Origin of the sequence: Hydrotalea sp. AMD, assembly GCF_004100315.1 — a bacterium.
Classification (GTDB): Bacteria; Bacteroidota; Bacteroidia; order Chitinophagales; family Chitinophagaceae; genus Hydrotalea; species Hydrotalea flava.
In genome coordinates this window covers 72,600-89,462 of the sequence record NZ_SCKY01000004.1, presented here as the reverse complement: position 1 = coordinate 89,462, position 16,863 = coordinate 72,600, and the positions used below count along the sequence as shown (strand labels likewise).

Sequence of the window (16,863 nt, the reverse complement as noted above, 5' to 3'; positions counted from 1 at the left end):
TGTTTATGTTACGCAAAATAATTTTCATCGTTCCATTTTGGATGCTATGCATGATAGCATTTACACCTTCAATGGCATCCAGCCTGCCTTTTAAGCCAGGTAATGGTGGTACCGATTCTGCCGGAAAAGGCGGGGCTACGCTAAATAGTGCTGTTTTACATAATGCATTAGCCGAGTTTAAAAGCTTATCGCATAAAGAAAAAAAATTCAGAATCAAAGAATCAAAAGCTTTATTAAAGCAATACAAAGCAGAAAAAAAGGCAGGGACTTCAACTGATACCAACACTCTTTTATTGGTAATTTTAGCCATTTTATTACCACCATTAGCCGTGTATTTGCATGAAGATGCTATTAACACTAAGTTCTGGATTGATTTAATTTTGACTTTATTGTTCTTCCTGCCCGGTATTATTTATGCTTTGATTGTAATTTTGGGCGGATAATATTTTAAATATTATTTATATAAACCGGCAGCTAAAATTTATCTGTCGGTTTTTTTGTGAAATTTCAAATAACTGTTTGCAAAGAAACGGCTGCTTGTAACTTTAAATATTTGCATAAGTGCGGCTTAGTCAAATTAATAAAAGTACTTATCGCAAAATTTTTATTATTTGGGTTCGAACTTCCATTATTTTTGCAACTTATTTGTAAGCAATTTCTTCATTTTTTAAAAACCATCGTTCTTCAATGAACAATACCTACACCTCGCTGGTTCAACAAACTTTTCATTTTCCGCAGGAAGGATTTAACGTAAACGATGATGGCTATCTCACTTTTAATGGCTTAGATCTTAAGGCATTAATAGATAAGTATGGCACTCCCATGAAACTTACCTATTTACCCAAAATAGGCATGCAGATTAACAAAGCAAAAGCCATGTTTCAGTCTGCTTTTAAAAAGCATAAGTATGAAGGAGAGTATTTTTATTGTTATTGTACCAAAAGTTCTCATTTTTCTTTTATTGTTGAAGAAGCATTGAAACACAATATTAATCTGGAAACCTCTTATGCTTATGATATTGAGATTATTAACCGGTTATACGAACGCAGAAAAATAAATAAAGATATATTTATCATTTGTAACGGATACAAGCAAAAAGCCTATACCAGTCGTATTGCCAAACTGATTAATACAGGGTTTAAGAATGTTATTCCAATTTTAGATAATAAAGAAGAATTACAGGCTTATAAAAAAAGTGTAAAACAACCTTTTAAATTAGGTATTCGGGTGGCAGCAGAAGAAGAACCATCTTTTCCTTTTTATACTTCGCGTTTAGGTATGCGAGCTAAAGATATTTTAGAGTTTTATGTAGATGAAATAGAAGGTTTTGAAGATAAGTTTCAACTAAAAATGCTGCATATTTTTTTGAATAAAGGCATTAAAGATGATATTTATTACTGGAGTGAATTGAACAAAATTATTAACCTGTATTGCCAGTTGAAGAAGATTTGTCCGGAGTTAGATTCTATCAATATTGGCGGTGGTTTCCCCATTAAACATTCATTGGGCTTTGAATATGATTATCAGTTCATAATTAATGAAATTGTTGGCAATATTAAAAAAGCCTGCAAAAAAGCCAAAGTGCCCATGCCCAATATCTATACTGAATTTGGCAGTTTTACAGTGGGGGAGAGTATGGCACATATTTACAGTGTTACAGGCCAGAAAATTCAGAACGACCGGGAGTGTTGGTATATGATTGATTCATCTTTCATCACTACATTACCTGATACATGGGGAATAGGTGAAAAATTTTTAATGCTGCCCATTAATAAATGGGAAAATGAATACCATAGGGTAGTTTTAGGTGGAATAACCTGCGATAGTCATGATTATTACGACAGTGAAGAACACATTAACGAAGTATTCTTACCTAAAATTTCTTCGCCTGAAAAAGAAAATGAGCAAAACAATAAAGAACCCCTGTATGTAGGTTTCTTTCATACAGGTGCCTATCAGGATCAAATTAGTGGTTATGGAGGCATTAAACATTGTTTAATTCCTTCACCAAAGCATGTAATTGTTGAATATGATAAAAGCGGTAAACTGATTGACTGGCTGTATGCAAAAGAACAATCTGCACAAAGCATGTTAAAAATACTGGGTTATTTAAAATAGTATTTATAACTATAAAAATCACTATTAAAACCTCCTTTTAACCGGTCGGTTTTTTTAATGGATTGTATTTTCTATTCTGTATTTGAAAATATGGAAAACTTACTTTTGGGCCTTAGCTGATCCTGCCATTTAAAACCTCGAACCCTGAGCGATGCATGATCTACCTGATTCATAGGGTTCATATCACCTTTTAAATCGTTGATAAATACAACTTTTTGAATTTCACCATTATCAAAATAAGCATCAATAACGCTGCAGGTTGATTTGTTTACTCCAATAAATTTATGGTTATCATCTTCCACATAGTAAACATTATCTGCCGGTGTGCCACGAGTGGTTAAATAATTAATTCTGCCATCTGAAAAAAATGCATGCATGATGTTGCCACGTACCTGGTTATAATAGCCGGTTCCTACTTTACTGATGGTTAAAGCATTTTCAAATACAGTTAACTCTTTTGGTTTTTTATTGGCCAGAAACAAATAAATAGTATCGCCTGTAATTTGATTTTCATTTGACCATACAATGGGTTGGGTAAACAAACGAAAAGCAGAATCATGCAGGGAATAAAATAAACTATCGCCCACTGCCTGCAATGAATCAGAAAATATTTTTACATGGTGGTAGGCTTCAATGTAACGATTGGTACTGCTATCTTTCAATGCTTCAGCACTATCTATCAGTAATCGATTAGCAGCTCCCAATGAATCTCTGATAATCGGTACTGCTCTGGTTTTGGTTAATGTTGAAAGCCTTCCCGATTTTAATGTATCTGCCCCAACATAAATGCTGTCTTTTTCTTGCTTAATGAGTAATATGGGCTGCTCTGTAGCTAAAAACGCATCTTCTTTTTTATTGGTTTTTATATTATTGGCAATAATATCGTACCCCCCTATTGAGTCTTTACTTCTATAAACAGCATTGCCTTGAAATTCGCCCAAACCGGTACTATCATTAAATGCCATGTAATCTGAAGTAAAGGTATAAGTGCTGTCGTCAATAAATGGCCGTTTACCGAAATTAGCAATTTTATGCTTTAAATCGTAATAACCATCACTTACTTTAATGGTTCTGTTGCCGTTAATAACTTTGGAGGGTGAAACAAAAGTAGTAATGTTGGTATTAATGTTGTACAAAAGTGTATCGGTATAAATTTTATATTCCGGGTCAATCAATACCACATTCTTTTTAAATATTACATCCCGAGTATCACCATAATAAGTTCCTTCTTTACTGGTTAAAACTGTTTTACCATTCACAACTTTTCCGCCATTGGTATAATTGCCTATTTTAATTTGTGTATCATATTCTAATTCATTGGTGGTTAATACCCCTTTACCATCGGTCAATTTTACTTTATTTTTTAAAAAAGCTTTTTTTTCTTTTCCCAGATATTTCAGGTATTGCGAATAGGTTTGAACACTGTCGGCATCATTTATATGTACCTTGCCAAAAGCTTCCAAAATATTTTGCTTTTGGTCTAATACAATGCTATCTGCATAAAATAAAGTTTTACCCTGCTGTACTTCAGCATGACCCACCAGAGCTATAAATTGCCCCAGTGTGTCTTTATTTTGAAAGTTGTATGTATCCGCATAAATAATGGTAATTGTTTTTTTACCGGTGGTATCTGCAGTATTGGTTTGTGCCTGTACTATGCCCATGAAAAACAATAACAGGCATGTAATTATACTTAATTTTAGAAAAGGCATGTGTTTATTTATGCTGTTGTTGAACTGAAGTATCATTCAATGGTGCTATTAGCGGTCCCGACTTGTCTTTTCGGCCAAAAACAGAAATGTTTACATATCGTTTAGGATGTGCTCTCAGATCGTCCATTAAAATATTGGCACTACGAACCGTATTATTCAAATTATTGTACAATTGTTTATCATTCAGCAACAAACCCAATGAACCATCACCCGAATTAATTTTATTCAATGCATTATTTAAATTGGCAATAGTGGTTTTAAGTTCATTAATAGTGCCTTTCATATCAGCATCGGCTAATTGTTGGGTGGCAGCTTCTACATGTGAAAGCGATTGTGTAATTTTTTCATTGTTATCGCTTAAATTTTTAGTAAAGCTATTTACGTTATTCATAGTTTGCACAATAGCTCCACTTTGCTTGTCCAGCATTTTTTGAATAGCAACTGACGATATAGCTAAACTTGCGGTAGTTTTATTGATATTGGCAATTACTTCTTGTAGATTGTGTTTGGTGTGTGGATCGAAAATGGTGTTGATATTATTGAGCACGCTATCTAATGAATGTAAAGTAGTAGTTAATTGTGCACTAATGGGATTGATTTTATCGCCTATCTGGCCCAGTAATCCAGGGTTAGAGCTGGTTAGTAATGTATCACCGGATTGTAAATAAGTATTGCTGTTACCCAACTGAATATCAATACTGGGGGCACCTAAAAAACCTTCTTTAATGGAGGCAACCGAGTTGTTAGGAATATTATAACTACTTTTTAGCTTAATGGCAATGATGATACTTTTTAAATCGCGGTCAGCATTTTCAATATCAAAAACACTACCAATTTGATAGCCATTGATATAAACAGGGTTAGATACCATGATGCCTTTTGCATTGGGATATTTGGCATATAAAAAATTGCCCGTTTTAAATACACTATGCCCCTTTAAAAAATTAAAGCCCAATATCAGCAAAGTAATGGCAATAGCAGTTAGTGCACCTACTTTTGTTTCGTTCGAAATCTTCATAAACGCAAATCTAAGGGTTATTATGGAAGCTTAATATTATGGAAAGTAGTATTATTTTGGGTTTTGTGCAGTGCCATTTACCTGCATTTTATTTTCTAAAGAAAATTTGTAGCGTTTTACGGCTCTGGCAATGGCTTCTGCAATTTCCTGTTGTCCGGTTTGACTGTTTAAATAATCTTCTTCTTCCGGATTGGAAAGAAAGCCTGTTTCTACCAAAATAGCCGGCATGGCTACCGCTTGTAAAACCCAAATACCTTTTCCTCGCTGTTTGGCTTCGCGACTTACTCTGCCCATTTTTGTAAACTCATCTTCTACCGTTAAAGCCAAACTCTGGCTGCGTTCTGCATATTGTTGTGTTTTTAAGGAATACAATACAATTTTTGCAGGATCATTTGGATCAAAATCTTTCATTTCATTGGCCAGTGTACTATCCATGTATAAAGATTCATTTTCTCTCAATGCTTTCTCTTTATCATCGTTTTTATCTACACCCCAGATGTAAGTTTCAGTGCCTTTAGCAGGGTTTGGAGTTGTATAAGTTTTGTAAGCTTTTACTTTTCTGGTATATTTTTTCCCCTTTCTGTGGTAGGTTTGTGTTTTATAACCAATAAATTCACTATGCCTGATAGGATCCCCATAGTTGCAGTGTATAGAAATAAATAAATCGCCTTTTGCCTGATTGGCTTTAATAGCTTTTACTTTTACGTTATCATAAACATCAGTAGTTCTTGTCATATATACATCTATATCCGGCATTTGTTTATGAATTTCTTTTTCTAATTTCAATGCAACAGCTAATGCAATATCTTTTTCGTGAGAATATTTACCTGAGGCACCAAAATCACTGCCACCATGCCCGGGATCAATTACAATTCTTTTTAAAACCGGTTTTGGACCCGGTTGTTGGGCATTTTTTTGAATGGGGTAGGCAAAAGATGCGAAAATTAAAATACACCAAAAACTTATCAATCCAGGTACTGCAATTTTTTTTATCATTCGTTCAAACGTTAAAGGAATTATAGTAATAGAACTATTTAATGTGAAGCACCTATTTTTGCTCCAGTTATTATGAGATTACGCGGTAAAATTAACGTAAAAACCCTTGCGGGGTGTATAGCTTTTGGCATAATACTCCTGATTTCAATGAATTTGAATGCTTTTAACACGCCCCCAAAATTTTTTTTCAATTCATTAACAGCATTTTCTGATACCATTCCAACAATTGATACAACTCAACAATTGGGGGATACGGTGGTTGTACGTGGCAAAAACAACAGTTCACGTAATTCCAAAGATTCCAGTGGTATTGCAAAAACTGACACCCTGCAACTTTCCAAAGATTCTTTAGATGCACCGGTACATTATGCCGCTGCTGATTCGGGTGTATTGCTCATTCCATCCAAACAATTCATTTTATATGGCAAGGCAGATGCAAAATATAAAGATATAGAATTGCAGGCGGCCATCATTAATTATAACCAGCAATCACAATTGGTAAGGGCTTATGGATTGAATGATACTTCCACGAATTTAGATACCAAGCCCAAATTAACACAGGGCGATTCAAAATCGATCAGTGATTCTATTTTATTTGACCTAAAAACCATGAAGGGCCGCACCACCAACAGCTTTTTTAATGAAGGCGAATTGTTTGTGCATGCCGATGTATTAAAAAAAGAAGGGAAAGATATTTTTTATGGTTACAGAGGCCGGTTTACCACCTGTAATTTAGATACGCCCCACTTTGCTTTTAGAACACGCAAATTAAAAATGATTAGTAACAAAATAGCAGTTAGCGGCCCTGCATCCCCCGAATTCGAGGGGGTTCCCATTCCAATTGGTATACCTTTTGGAATTTATCCATTATCAACCGGAAGGCACTCGGGTATATTACCGCCTCAGTTTATTGTTAGTCAGGATTTTGGATTGGGGTTAGAAAATTTAGGCTATTACAAAGTGTTGAATGACAATTTTGATGTTACTACTCGTGCTAACATATACTCCTATGGGGGTTATTCATTTACAATTAACCCCAAATATTATGTTCGTTACCATTACCAGGGAGCGTTAAATTTTAGCTTCCAAAGTATTAAGGCCCTAAATCAAAATTATTTAACACCACAGGAGTATAATATTTCTAAATCATTTATGCTAAACTGGACTCATACACGTGATAATAAAGCACGTCCTGGAACCACTTTTAGTGCTAATGTAAACTTTGGTAGTACCAAGTTTAATCAATATGTATTGAACAATCCATTTGTTAATTTTAATAATCAGTTAAATTCATCAATTAGTTATAGTAAAGATTTTGGAGGTAAGTCTAATTTATCCGTAAACTTGAATCACAATCAAAATAGTAATACAGGCTTAGTTAATTTGAATTTGCCTACTGTCAGTTACAATGTGAATACATTTTATCCATTTCAAAAAAAGGAACAGGTGGGTGCACCAAAATGGTGGGAGAGTATTGGTATTGGATATACCGGCAATTTCACCAATCAACTTTCATTTTACGATTCGGCATTTAGTTTTAAAAGATTGTTAGATACAGCCCAGTATGGATTTATACACAATATACCCATTAGCTTAACTTTACCACAATTGGGGCCAGTTACTTTGAGTCCTTCCGTTTCTTATCAGGAAAGATGGTATGGACAAAAAATATTTCGTAATTGGGATAGTATAAACTATCGATTAGATACCAGCATAAGAAAAGGTTTTTTTGCTGCCCGGCAAATGACGTATGGCATCAGCGCCAGCACCCGTATTTTTGGAACGTATCAGTTTAAACATTCCAGCGGTATTCAGGCCATTCGGCATGAAATAAGGCCAACTATTGCCTTAAACTATTCACCAAACATGAATGGCAAATTTTATTACTCCATGAAGGTAGATACGTTTGGCCATGTACTTCGTTTTTCGCAGTTTGATGGAGTGCTGCCCGGTGCATTTCCTGAAGGTGCGTTTGGTGGAATTAGTTTTGGAGTAGATAATTTATTGGAGATGAAAGTGAAAAGCAAAACTGATACCAGCAATAACGGCATTAAAAAAATAAAAATATTAGATGGGTTTGGATTTAACTCATCTTACAATTTATTAGCCGATAGTTTTGCATTGGCACCATTTAATATTTATGCCCGAAGTACTTTATTCGATAAAATAAACATTACGGCCAGTGCAATTTTAGACCCCTATCAGGTGGATCAATTTGGTTTTAGGAAAAATGTGTTTACGTGGAGTGGGAATCATCCCACGTTAGGCAGGTTAACGGGTGGCAATATTGCCATTTCAACGCAGTTTAAAAGCAAATCGAAGGATGGTAAAGATTCGAAAAGTCAGATACCTGTTGATCCCTTTATGACTCCGGAAGAGCAGCAAATGCAATTGCAATATGTGCGTAGTAATCCGGCCGAGTATACCGATTTTAATATCCCGTGGACACTCTCCTTGTCGTATTCACTCAATTTTTCGAAGCAATTGCAGGTTGATTCTTTAAGCAGGTATCAATTTAACACACTAATTTCCTCGAACGTAAACTTTCAAGGCGATTTTAGTTTAACTACCAAATGGAAAGTAGGCGGTACGGGTTATTTTGATTTTAATGCCGGTAAACTGCAACAATTAAGTATGTTTTTAACCCGTGAAATGCACTGTTGGCAAATGTCTATTAATGTAACGCCCATCGGATTATGGCGTTCGTTCAGTATTACACTCAATCCTAAATCGGGTATTTTACGCGATTTGCGCATTAACCGTTCCCGAACTTTTTCAAATTACAACTAATAATCAATTTATTTTTTGAAGGGATGTGCTTCATTGGCTGTATAATAATCCTTCATTATTGAAAATACTTTTTCCTTTAATTCCTGAGCAGATAATTCATCTGCCTCAACCGGAGGTAAAAAATGAAGGGCTAATTTATGCGGCCATAAATAAAATTTTTTATGGATAGGCATGGCTTTTTTGGTATTGAAAATAATAGCAGGAATAATCGGCGCTTTGGTTATTTCAGCCAGTTTAAAAGCACCGTCATAAAACTTTTTAAGCGGTTCGTTGGTTCTGTTTCGGGTTCCTTCGGGGAAGATGCACATGTTCATCCCATCTTTTAAAACTTTCTTCATTTCTTCAAAACTGTGTATACGGCTACGCTCACTTTTTCTTTCAACCAGCACTGAACCTTTTTTATAGTACCATCCAAATATGGGAATTTTTGCAAATGAATTTTTTGCAATGGTTTTATTGGGCGATGGGGTATAGGGTGCCGAAAGTGGCACATCTAACAATGCATTGTGGTTGCAGGTAACGATATAGGCTTTGTTTTTTTCAAAATTTTCACAACCATATACTTTTAATGGGCAGCCAATTAACGGCAACCAGATATTCATCCAATAGCGGGAAAGATCAATAAAAATTTTTTGTCCTCTTTTGCCGGGAATGGCATAGCATAGCATAGAGGGTATGTAAAAAATTAAAAATGTAACAATGAAGGATACAATTCCCCAAAAAGCCCAGATACGGGCAGAAAAGTTCTTTAAATATTGCATTTTAATGTTAGTTTATCATTTAAAGTTTCCAGTCAATGGGCGTTTTGCCCTGTTTCATTAATATTTCGTTGGTTTTACTAAAATGCCTGCATCCAAAAAAACCGTTATGGGCACTAAGTGGAGAAGGATGAGCCGCTTTTAAAATAAAATGTTTATTCGCATCAATATATTGTTGTTTTTCCTGCGCAAATTTTCCCCAAAGCAAAAAAACAATTCCTTTTTTTTGTTCAGAAATTTTTTTTATGGCAGCATCGGTAAAATTCATCCAGCCAATTTTAGCGTGGCTGGCCGCTTCATTGGCACGCACTGTTAATACGGCATTTAACAATAAAACGCCCTGTTTTGCCCAAGGAGTGAGGTTGCCGGTTAAGGGGATGGGCATACCTAAATCGTCTTGTAATTCTTTAAATATATTTTGTAAGGAGGGTGGTGGGGTAATACCATTGGGAACACTAAAACTTAAGCCCATAGCCTGTTGTGGCCCATGATAGGGGTCCTGCCCGATGATGACAACCTTTACTTCCTGAAATGGGGTAGTATTAAACGCATTAAAAATTAAACTACCGGGTGGGTAAATGGTAACTCCGGTAGCTTTTTCTGTTTTTAAATGGGCTACAATTTGCAAAAAATAGGGTTTAGTGAACTCTTTTTGTAACTGTTCTTTCCAACTGTTTTCAATTTTTACGTCCATTTTTTGAAATGTGTTTGGATGCAAACTAATTAAAATTTAGTTTTGCGCCCTAAACATTTGGTTCGGTAGCTCAGCTGGATAGAGCAACTGCCTTCTAAGCAGTAGGTCATTGGTTCGAATCCAATCCGAATCACTACATCAAATTTAAAGGCCTCATCCAAACCGATGAGGTTTTTTTGACCGAAATTGAAATGAATTCAGCATTGTACTTTTATAATTAAGTTTTTTTATTTAAAGGGATTTTTTGGAATATATTTTTCAATGGCAGGGTTCATCACCTTACCCATGCCGGCTTTTTTAAATGCAGGAATAAAAGCAGTAACCGAAATAATTCCTGCAATACCTTCCAGCAACAAAGTAAATGGTGCACTGGTTTTATGCGCTAAATATCCAATTACTAAACTGCCAATGGGCTGAATACCCAGGAATGCCATTACATAATAGCTGATTACTCTGCCTCGCATCCGCTCTTCAACATGGGTTTGTATATAGGTATTGGTAGATGCAATTAATGCCAGCAGTCCACTTTCGCCCAACATAATAATGGCTAATCCAATCCATAAATTTTGCATGTATGAAAAAAATATAATGCAAACAGATGTTAATACATTAGACCATGTAATAATTTTTAAAAAATCTTTACCGGGTTTTAGAGTGGCTACATAAACAGCGCCCATTAATGCTCCTAAACCGGCAATACTATTTAGCCAGCTAAATGTGGTTACGTTGCCTTTAAATACCTGTTGTGCATATACCGGAAATAATGTATTGTAGGGCATTACAAAAAAACTGATTAAGGCTATTAATAAAATAGCCGATCGGATGCCTTTGCTATGTTGTAAATACTGATAACCTTCTTTCAAATTTTCCCAGATGGGCTCCTTAATTGTTTTGGCAGGTGGTACTTTTATTTTCATGAATAGTAACGATACAATTACTGCAATAAAACTTAAAAAATTAATGAAAAAACAAACACCTTCTCCAAAACTACTGAGTAATATGCCTGCAACTGCCGGCCCGGCTAAACGTGCCAATGTAACCATGCTTGAATTTAAAGCAATAGCATTGGGCAAGTCGTCTTTTTTTTCAACCAATACAATCATAAAAGATTGTCGGGCTGGTGTATCGAAAGCATTGATAATGCCCAACAATACACTTAATACTATAATGCTATTGACTGTATGGGTACCTGTTATTACCAATGCTGCTAAAATGCCTGCTTGAATCATAGAGGCGATTTGCGTAAATAGTAAAGTTTTATAACGGCTATGCCTGTCAACATAACTGCCGGCGTAGGGTGATAGCAGTAAAGTTGGTATTTGTCCTGCAAAGGCTACAATACCCAGCATAAAGGCAGAATGTGTTAAAGTATAAATTAACCAGCTTACAACTATCCTTTGCATCCAAGTGCCAATCAGTGATATTGCCTGACCGCCAAAGTATAGTCTGAAATTTCTATACTGCAATGCCCGCATGGAATTAGGTAGCATCATGTAACAGCTTTTGTTCAGAAATAAAAGATGAACGAGAGGTAACAAATATACATTACAATAAAACCATGAACGATTAATGTTTTTGTTGAAGCTGTTTTTTCTTTTTTAATTGACAGAACATTTATTGTGTTGATTACACTCAAATACATTTTCAATATTAGTTTGCCTTACATTTACGCAATAAATGCTGCTATATGAAGTTGCCTGTTTTTACTGTAAACACCGAGTGGATTTTACTTTCAGCAATTGCTACTACCATTCATGAGCAGTTTGAACTGCATATTGACAAAGATGCTCAGGAAAAAGTAATCAGATGTCGTAATTATTTAGATGAGAAAATGCAAAATGCGCAGGCTGCATATTATGGTATTAATACCGGTTTTGGTTATTTGCAAAATGTGCAAATAGATAAAGCAAAAATAGAACAATTACAATATAATTTGTTAATGTCTCATGCCTGCGGAATGGGTGAAGAAGTGCCGGAAGCCATTGTGAAATTAATCTTGTTGTTGAAAATAAAATCGTTGGTGTATGGCCATAGCGGTGTACAATGGGCTACCGTTAAACGCCTGGCTGATATGTATAATGCAGCTGTTTTGCCTGTTGTGTATACCCAGGGTTCTTTGGGAGCATCCGGAGATTTAGCTCCCCTTAGCCATTTAAGTTTGCCTTTAATTGGATTGGGTGAAGTAAAGTATAAAGGCAATAAAATGCCAACAACTAAAGCTTTTGAATTATTGCAGTGGCAGCCGCTTGCTTTGCAAAGTAAAGAGGGTTTGGCTTTAATTAATGGTACTCAGTTTATGAGTGCTTATGGGGTATATTGTATTCATCAATCATATCATTTGTTGCAATGGGCTAATTTTATTGCATCCATTTCGTTCGATGCGTTTCATTGTACAAATGAACCTTTGCAGTCACTGATTCATCAAATCAGAGCGCATAGTGGACAGGTTGCATGCGCTGAAACATTGCGAAAATATTTACAGGATAGTCCAATAGCACTTCAAAAAAAACATCAGGTACAGGATCCTTATTCGTTTAGGTGCATACCCCAGGTGCACGGTGCGACTGCCGATACATTGCATTTTGTACAGGAAACTTTTACACGTGAAATTAATTCGGTAACGGATAATCCAAATATTTTTCCTGATGAGGATACTATTTTAAGCGGCGGAAATTTTCACGGACAGCCATTGGCGTTAGGATTAGATTTCTTGGCAATTGCCATGAGTGAATTAGCCAATATTAGCGAGCGAAGAACGTATCAGCTCATTAGTGGCCAACGTGGGTTGCCTTTGTTTTTGGTAAAAGACCCTGGTTTGAATAGCGGCTTTATGATTCCGCAATACACAGCAGCCGGAATAGTAAGCGAGAATAAACAATTGTGTACACCTGCCAGTGTAGATAGTATTTCATCTTCAAACAATCAGGAAGACCATGTGAGTATGGGGGCCAATGCCGCTACAAAATGTTATCGTGTTATTGAAAATGTAGAAAAAGTGTTGGCCATAGAATTGTTAACTGCGGTTCAGGCATTAACATTTCGACGTCCCGAAACCAGTGCGCCAATTATTGAAAAAGTGATAACTGATTTTAGAAAAGTGGTAACTTTTAATGAAAAAGACCGGGTGCTGCATGACGATATGATGGCTGCCATTCAATTCATAAAAACTTATCATTTACCGGATTAAAACAGTGGTGCCCTTTAAAGCAAACTTTTCTCCGGTTTGGCTATCGGTATAATTCAACGTCCAAATATAGGTACCACTCGGCTGTGCCAAACCATTTACGGTACCATCCCACTTCTGGGTCCAATCTGTTGTTTGAAAAATAATTTGCCCATATCGATTATACACTGAAAAATGCAGGTTAATGGCTTTGTATGCGTTTAACGGATATAAATAATCGTTTAATCCATCTCCATTTGGTGTAAATGCTGATGGTACAGCAATATAGCAATTGGGAACTGCTTTGAGCAGTTTGGTGTAGGTGTTGGTACAACCTGCAGTATCGGTAACTATTAATTGAACCGGATAATTGGTAGTTCGGTTATTGTTGGGATAATTTTGTACAGCAGGCGTTTGTAAGCCGCTGGTTTGTCCGTTGCCAAAATCCCAATACCATTTTGTAATCAACCCAACACTTGAATCTGTAAAGTTTACAGCATCATTCGGGCAAATATAATCGGGTGCTATAAAAAATGCTTTTGGCGGATAATTATCCAATACAATGGTTTTAAAAATACTGTCTGCACAAACGCTGTTAGATGCCACCAATTTAATTTGCTTTTGCCCCAGACTCGGATAAATAATTGCCGGATTTGCATTGGTACTGGTCGTTACATTATCAAAAGTCCATAACCAATCTGTAGCATTTTGCGCCTGTAAAGTATATTGAACGGTATCTGACTGGCAACCATAATGAATGGCATAAGAAAAATCGGCTTTTACCAATTGTTGCGAAGTAATGGTAAAAGAAGATTGAGTACCCAACGGTACCGCATTGAAGCAGTTATCTAACAGCGTATTTCCATCAGAACCCATCAATTGTTGAATACTGTAATTATTAGGAAAAAGCGGTGAATTTAACTGAACAATAATGGAATCTGTATCAAAGCCATTATTACAACCAACACCTAAGGCAGATTGTACAGTGGCAGCCGGAGAAAGTGTAAAATCACTGCCATCGGCAGCAATAGAAGTACATTGAACCGTTTTACTTAATTTAATATACACTTCTTTGCCACCACAAATACCTGAAGCTTTTATATAAGTAGGAATGTTTGGATCTGTAATACTAGCTGTACCACCAGAAAATGATAAACTATATCCGCTTTGGCTGTCAGTATAATGGCTTACCAATAACAAATAGATATGCCCTGCAATAATATTGGGTGGTTTACTAAAGGGCGAAACACCGCCCTGTGCATAGGTGGGTGGGGAAGCACATTGATTGGCTGCTGAAGCAGTATCGGAAGTACCTGTTAAACCACCAACTCCCGACCAGTTGCAGGCTACAAAAAGCGAAGCATTGGTAAATACAGTATTGGGGTCAACACCTGTAATATCAAATATTTGCCAGTCATAATCATCACTTAATGTATTGGGTGTAATCATAAAACCCAGGGTGCCTGATTGGTAACAGGTAAATTTATACCAATAAGGGTTTTTATTGGTGGCTATAAATGCATTATTACAAGGGGGTACGGGTATGGGTGTATTGACGCAAATACCAACAGAGCCTTGTGTGAATGTTTTAACTCCACAAACCGGGAAAGCGCTGGCAGGGGTTTGCCCTTTTAAGGAACAAACACCGCTTTGTGCATCAATAGTAGTTTGCTGCAGGAAAAACAAAACAAAAAGCAAAAAAATATATTTGTGCTGATTCATCAATTTGTAATACGCAGTTTCTTATTAGAATTGCAAAATAGGCTTTCTGCTGCTTTTAGATATGGTTTTAACAATTTTAATATAATAGGTTAAAAGTGCTTTAAAGCGAATTTTCTATAATGCATCAATGAGTATAAATCATTGAACAAAGGCTTGCAGCAAGTTTTATATACGTGTATAACGTACATTTGTCCACTACAACCAACAGAGGTATGAGCGAAGAAAAAAGTTTAAATTTTCTGGAAGAGATTATTGAAGCAGATTTGGCATCGGGTAAATACAAACAAATTATTACCCGATTTCCTCCTGAGCCCAATGGCTATTTGCATATGGGGCATGCAACCAGTATTTGCCTGAATTTTGGACTTACAAAAAAATATGGCGGATACACCAACTTACGATTTGATGATACCAATCCGATAACAGAAGATACGGAATATGTAGAAAGCATTAAAGCAGATATTCGGTGGCTAGGCTTTGAGTGGAAACATGAATTGTATGCCAGCGATTACTTTGAAACATTGTATGGATTTGCTGTTCAGTTAATTCAAAGAGGATTGGCTTATGTAGACGACAGCACCAGTGAGCAAATTGCTGCACAAAAAGGAACCCCTACACAACCGGGCGTAAATAGCCCTTATCGCAACAGAAGTGTAGAAGAAAATCTGCAACTTTTTGAAGCAATGCGCAATGGAAAATATCAGGATGGCGAAAAGGTTTTGCGTGCTAAAATAGATATGGCACATCCCAATATGCTCATGCGTGACCCTTTAATGTATCGCATTAAACATGCACACCACCATCGTACAGGAGATAAATGGTGTATTTATCCTATGTATGATTTTGCACACGGACAAAGTGATAGCATTGAAAATATAACACATTCCATTTGTACATTAGAGTTTGTTCCGCATAGGGAGTTATATGATTGGTTTATTGCGCAATTAGGTATTTACCCATCACATCAATACGAATTTGCTCGCCGTAATCTTTCTTACACGGTAATGAGTAAAAGAAAATTATTGCAATTGGTAAATGAAAAATTAGTAGCCGGTTGGGATGATCCCCGTATGCCAACCATCAGTGCCATGCGCCGCAGAGGATATTTACCTGAAAGCATTCGCGATTTTTGCGATGGTATTGGTGTTGCCAAAAGGGAGAACCTGGTAGACATTGGTTTGTTGGAATTTTATGTACGGGAGCGTTTAAACAAAGTAGCGCTTCGCAGAATGGTTGTTTTTGATCCTTTGAAAATTACCATTACCAATTTTGCTGATGAAACCGAATGGGTTGAAACTGAAAATAATCCTGAAGATCCCAATGCCGGACTTCGCACCATGCCCTTTAGTCGCGAATTGTATATTGAACGGGAAGATTTTATGGAACAGCCACCCAAAAAATATTTCAGGTTAGCACCCGGACAAATGGTACGGTTAAAGAGCGCCTATATAATTCAGTGCAACGAAATAATAAAAGATGCCGCCGGAAATGTAACTGAATTAAAATGTACTTATTTGCCGGTAAGTAAAAGCGGCAACGATACCAGCGGTATTCATGTAAAAGGTACCTTGCATTGGGTAAGTGTAGCGCATGCTGTACCCATAGAAGTAAGGTTGTATGATCGGTTATTTACCGTGGAAAATGTGGATGCTACTGAAGGCGATTTTAAAGATTATTTCAATCCCAAATCTTTAGAAGTGATGCATACGGTATTTGCAGAGCCCGCTTTACAAAATGCAAACATTGCAGAGCGTTATCAGTTTATGCGTAAAGGATATTTTTGTCTCGATAAAGAGTCCAACCCGCAAAAGCTCATATTTAACCGCACGGTGGGTCTTAAAGATACCTGGGCAAAAGAAATGAAAAAAGCATAGCATGCTTTTCAATGTATG

Annotated in this window: 12 protein-coding genes and 1 tRNA gene; 6 read left to right on the top strand and 7 right to left on the bottom strand. The window is 36.3% G+C overall.

Translation table 11 applies throughout. From position 1 onward, the window contains the following. Positions 1-5 precede the first annotated feature (5 nt). Together EO766_RS03355 and EO766_RS03350 are read left to right on the top strand one after the other, a co-directional pair. The gene (locus EO766_RS03355) at positions 6-443 is read left to right on the top strand and encodes a YqaE/Pmp3 family membrane protein (RefSeq protein ID WP_218330343.1); all 438 of its coding nucleotides are present in this window, start codon (positions 6-8) and stop codon (positions 441-443) included. A gap of 244 nt (positions 444-687) precedes the next feature. Continuing rightward, positions 688-2,118: a type III PLP-dependent enzyme domain-containing protein gene (locus tag EO766_RS03350; protein WP_218330344.1), complete on the top strand. Its 1,431-nt coding sequence runs from the start codon at positions 688-690 to the stop codon at positions 2,116-2,118. A 71-nt stretch (positions 2,119-2,189) separates the two neighbouring features. Here EO766_RS03350 and EO766_RS03345 read toward each other — a convergent pair whose 3' ends face one another. From EO766_RS03345 to EO766_RS03335, 3 genes are read right to left on the bottom strand one after another with little or no spacing between them, the layout of a single operon-like run. Beyond that, positions 2,190-3,782 (bottom strand): OstA-like protein, encoded by a 1,593-nt coding sequence (locus EO766_RS03345; RefSeq protein ID WP_074420451.1) that lies wholly within the window; start codon positions 3,780-3,782, stop codon positions 2,190-2,192. 52 nt (positions 3,783-3,834) lie between these two features. Continuing rightward, on the bottom strand, positions 3,835-4,848 hold the full coding sequence (locus EO766_RS03340) for an MlaD family protein (protein WP_074419642.1): 1,014 nt from the start codon (positions 4,846-4,848) through the stop codon (positions 3,835-3,837). A gap of 51 nt (positions 4,849-4,899) precedes the next feature. Then, positions 4,900-5,844, bottom strand: coding sequence for an N-acetylmuramoyl-L-alanine amidase family protein (locus EO766_RS03335; RefSeq protein WP_074420452.1), 945 nt, complete (start codon positions 5,842-5,844; stop codon positions 4,900-4,902). A 147-nt stretch (positions 5,845-5,991) separates the two neighbouring features. Here EO766_RS03335 and EO766_RS03330 point away from each other — a divergent pair, with 147 nt between their 5' ends. Continuing rightward, on the top strand, positions 5,992-8,634 hold the full coding sequence (locus EO766_RS03330) for a putative LPS assembly protein LptD (protein ID WP_287100677.1): 2,643 nt from the start codon (positions 5,992-5,994) through the stop codon (positions 8,632-8,634). Positions 8,635-8,642: 8 nt separating this feature from the next. Here the strand turns inward: EO766_RS03330 and EO766_RS03325 are convergent, their stop codons facing one another. Next, positions 8,643-9,395: a lysophospholipid acyltransferase family protein gene (locus EO766_RS03325; protein ID WP_074418155.1), complete on the bottom strand. Its 753-nt coding sequence runs from the start codon at positions 9,393-9,395 to the stop codon at positions 8,643-8,645. Positions 9,396-9,414: 19 nt separating this feature from the next. Beyond that, the gene (ung, locus tag EO766_RS03320; RefSeq protein WP_074418154.1) at positions 9,415-10,086 is read right to left on the bottom strand and encodes a uracil-DNA glycosylase; all 672 of its coding nucleotides are present in this window, start codon (positions 10,084-10,086) and stop codon (positions 9,415-9,417) included. Positions 10,087-10,145: 59 nt separating this feature from the next. Between ung and EO766_RS03315 the strand changes: the two genes are divergently transcribed. Further along, positions 10,146-10,219 (top strand) — tRNA-Arg (locus EO766_RS03315). Positions 10,220-10,313: 94 nt separating this feature from the next. On the opposite strand, the gene EO766_RS03310 is transcribed toward EO766_RS03315, so the two are convergent. Beyond that, a complete protein-coding gene (locus EO766_RS03310; RefSeq protein ID WP_074418153.1) occupies positions 10,314-11,579 on the bottom strand; it encodes an MFS transporter in 1,266 nt (421 codons plus the stop codon). 194 nt (positions 11,580-11,773) lie between these two features. Here EO766_RS03310 and hutH point away from each other — a divergent pair, with 194 nt between their 5' ends. After that, complete coding sequence (gene hutH, locus EO766_RS03305; protein ID WP_074418152.1) at positions 11,774-13,273, top strand: histidine ammonia-lyase; 1,500 nt, start codon at positions 11,774-11,776, stop codon at positions 13,271-13,273. Here hutH and EO766_RS03300 read toward each other — a convergent pair. After that, entirely contained in the window at positions 13,262-14,947 is a 1,686-nt protein-coding gene (locus EO766_RS03300; protein ID WP_287100676.1) for a T9SS type B sorting domain-containing protein, read from the bottom strand. The genes hutH and EO766_RS03300 overlap by 12 nt on opposite strands. A 236-nt stretch (positions 14,948-15,183) precedes the next feature. On the opposite strand from EO766_RS03300, the gene EO766_RS03295 reads away from it, so the two are divergent. Further along, positions 15,184-16,845, top strand: coding sequence for a glutamine--tRNA ligase/YqeY domain fusion protein (locus tag EO766_RS03295; protein ID WP_218330350.1), 1,662 nt, complete (start codon positions 15,184-15,186; stop codon positions 16,843-16,845). Positions 16,846-16,863 lie beyond the last annotated feature (18 nt).

Excerpts from the sequence above, each read along its gene's own strand:
- EO766_RS03355 (WP_218330343.1), top strand. The coding sequence starts at position 6 with ATGTTACGCAAAATAATTTTCATCGTTCCATTTTGGATGCTATGCATG.
- EO766_RS03350 (WP_218330344.1), top strand. The coding sequence starts at position 688 with ATGAACAATACCTACACCTCGCTGGTTCAACAAACTTTTCATTTTCCG.
- EO766_RS03345 (WP_074420451.1), bottom strand. The coding sequence starts at position 3,782 with ATGGGCATAGTACAGGCACAAACCAATACTGCAGATACCACCGGTAAA.
- EO766_RS03340 (WP_074419642.1), bottom strand. The coding sequence starts at position 4,848 with ATGAAGATTTCGAACGAAACAAAAGTAGGTGCACTAACTGCTATTGCC.
- EO766_RS03335 (WP_074420452.1), bottom strand. The coding sequence starts at position 5,844 with ATGATAAAAAAAATTGCAGTACCTGGATTGATAAGTTTTTGGTGTATT.
- EO766_RS03330 (WP_287100677.1), top strand. The coding sequence starts at position 5,992 with ATGAATTTGAATGCTTTTAACACGCCCCCAAAATTTTTTTTCAATTCA.
- EO766_RS03325 (WP_074418155.1), bottom strand. The coding sequence starts at position 9,395 with ATGCAATATTTAAAGAACTTTTCTGCCCGTATCTGGGCTTTTTGGGGA.
- ung (WP_074418154.1), bottom strand. The coding sequence starts at position 10,086 with ATGGACGTAAAAATTGAAAACAGTTGGAAAGAACAGTTACAAAAAGAG.
- EO766_RS03310 (WP_074418153.1), bottom strand. The coding sequence starts at position 11,579 with ATGATGCTACCTAATTCCATGCGGGCATTGCAGTATAGAAATTTCAGA.
- hutH (WP_074418152.1), top strand. The coding sequence starts at position 11,774 with ATGAAGTTGCCTGTTTTTACTGTAAACACCGAGTGGATTTTACTTTCA.
- EO766_RS03295 (WP_218330350.1), top strand. The coding sequence starts at position 15,184 with ATGAGCGAAGAAAAAAGTTTAAATTTTCTGGAAGAGATTATTGAAGCA.